Source organism: Streptomyces sp. BE20 (genome assembly GCF_036322525.1).
Taxonomy (GTDB): domain Bacteria; phylum Actinomycetota; class Actinomycetes; order Streptomycetales; family Streptomycetaceae; genus Kitasatospora.
The window spans coordinates 1-1,505 of record NZ_JAQYWW010000790.1; the positions used below are offsets into that span (position 1 = coordinate 1).

At 69.9% G+C, this 1,505-nt stretch carries 1 protein-coding gene; it reads left to right on the forward strand.

Going from position 1 to position 1,505, the window contains the following annotated elements; translation table 11 throughout:
- Positions 1 to 1,353, forward strand: a 1,353-nt coding sequence (phnA, locus tag PUR61_RS16610) for a phosphonoacetate hydrolase (RefSeq protein ID WP_329879622.1), incomplete at its 5' end; no start/stop codon positions are given.
- Positions 1,354 to 1,505: the final 152 nt, after the last annotated feature.

The window sequence follows — 1,505 nt, forward strand, 5'->3', positions numbered from 1 at the left end:
GTGACCACCGGGAATTTCACCGTCAACGGCAGGACGTACGCCAGGCCCGCAAACCCGGTCGTCGTCATCTGCATCGACGGCAGCGAGCCGGACTACCACATCGAGGCGATGGCGGCCGGTCGGATGCCCTGGCTGAGCAAGGTCCTCGAACACGAGGGGACCTCGTGGCCGGCACACTGCGCGATGCCCGCCCTCACCAACCCCAACAACGTGTCCATCGCCACCGGCCGGCCGCCCGCCGTCCACGGCATCAGCGGGAACTACATCTTCGACACCGGACTCGGTGAAGAAGTCCTGATGAACGACAAGCGGTTCCTGCGCGCGCCCACCCTCCTGGCGGCGGCCAACGAGGCCGGCCTGGACGTCGTCGTGGTCACCGCGAAGGACAAACTGCGCCGACTGCTCGGCGCCGGCCTCGTCGAGGAGGGCCCCGCACTCGACGGCTCCGGCGAGTTCGTCCCGCCCTCGCGCCGGGGCATCTGCTTCTCCGCAGAGAAAGCCGATCTGGCCACCGTCGAGGAGAACGGAATCGGCGACGTTCTCGACCTGGTCGGAAAGCCACTCCCGACCGTATACTCGGCCGACCTCAGCGAATTCGCACTCGCCGCCGGTGTACGAATTCTCGAAACCCGCGGCGCCGACCTGATGTACCTGTCGCTGACGGACTACATCCAGCACAAGAACGCGCCGGGAACCGAGGCCGCCAACGACCTCTACGAGAAGATCGACCACTACGCGGGCCGGCTGGCCGACCTCGGCGCGACCGTCGTGCTCACCGCCGACCACGGCATGAGCGCCAAGACCGACGCCCAGGGCCGCGCCCAGGTCGTCTTCGTCGAGGAGGAGGTCCGACGCATCCTCGGCGTCCCCGCGGACACCGGCGCCGAGGGCCTGCGGGTCATCCTGCCCATCACCGACCCGTACACCGTGCACCACGGCGCACTCGGCTCCTTCGCGAGCGTGTACCTCCCCGAGGGCACCGACCGCGACGCCACGATCGACGCCCTGCGCGCCATCGGAGGCATCCAGGAAGTGCACGGCCGCGAGGAGGCCGCCACACGCTTCGCGCAGCCCTCCGACCGCATCGGCGACATCGTGGTCCTCGCCGAAGCCGGCACCGCCCTCGGCCGCTTCCCCGCCTGGCACGACCTCAGCGGACTGGACGCCCCGCTCCGCTCCCACGGCGCACTGGGCGAGCTCCAGATCCCGTTCCTGATCAACCGTCGACTCCCGGAACCCGAACCCCTCGACGAGCCCTACGGCGACCCCGCCGTCATCCACAACTACGACGCCTTCTGGGTGGCCACCACACTCGTCGCCCAGCAGGAGAGCGGTACCGCTCACGCACACTGACACGCCGCGGCCACCCCTTCCGGGGGGCGGCCACGGTACCGGCGGCAGCCGCCGCCTCGACCTCGCGCCGCCCGCCATGCGGCGCTCCCCGGCCCCCACCCAGATCGGTCGAGAACCATGTCGAACGCCGAGACCACCAGATCGGACACCAA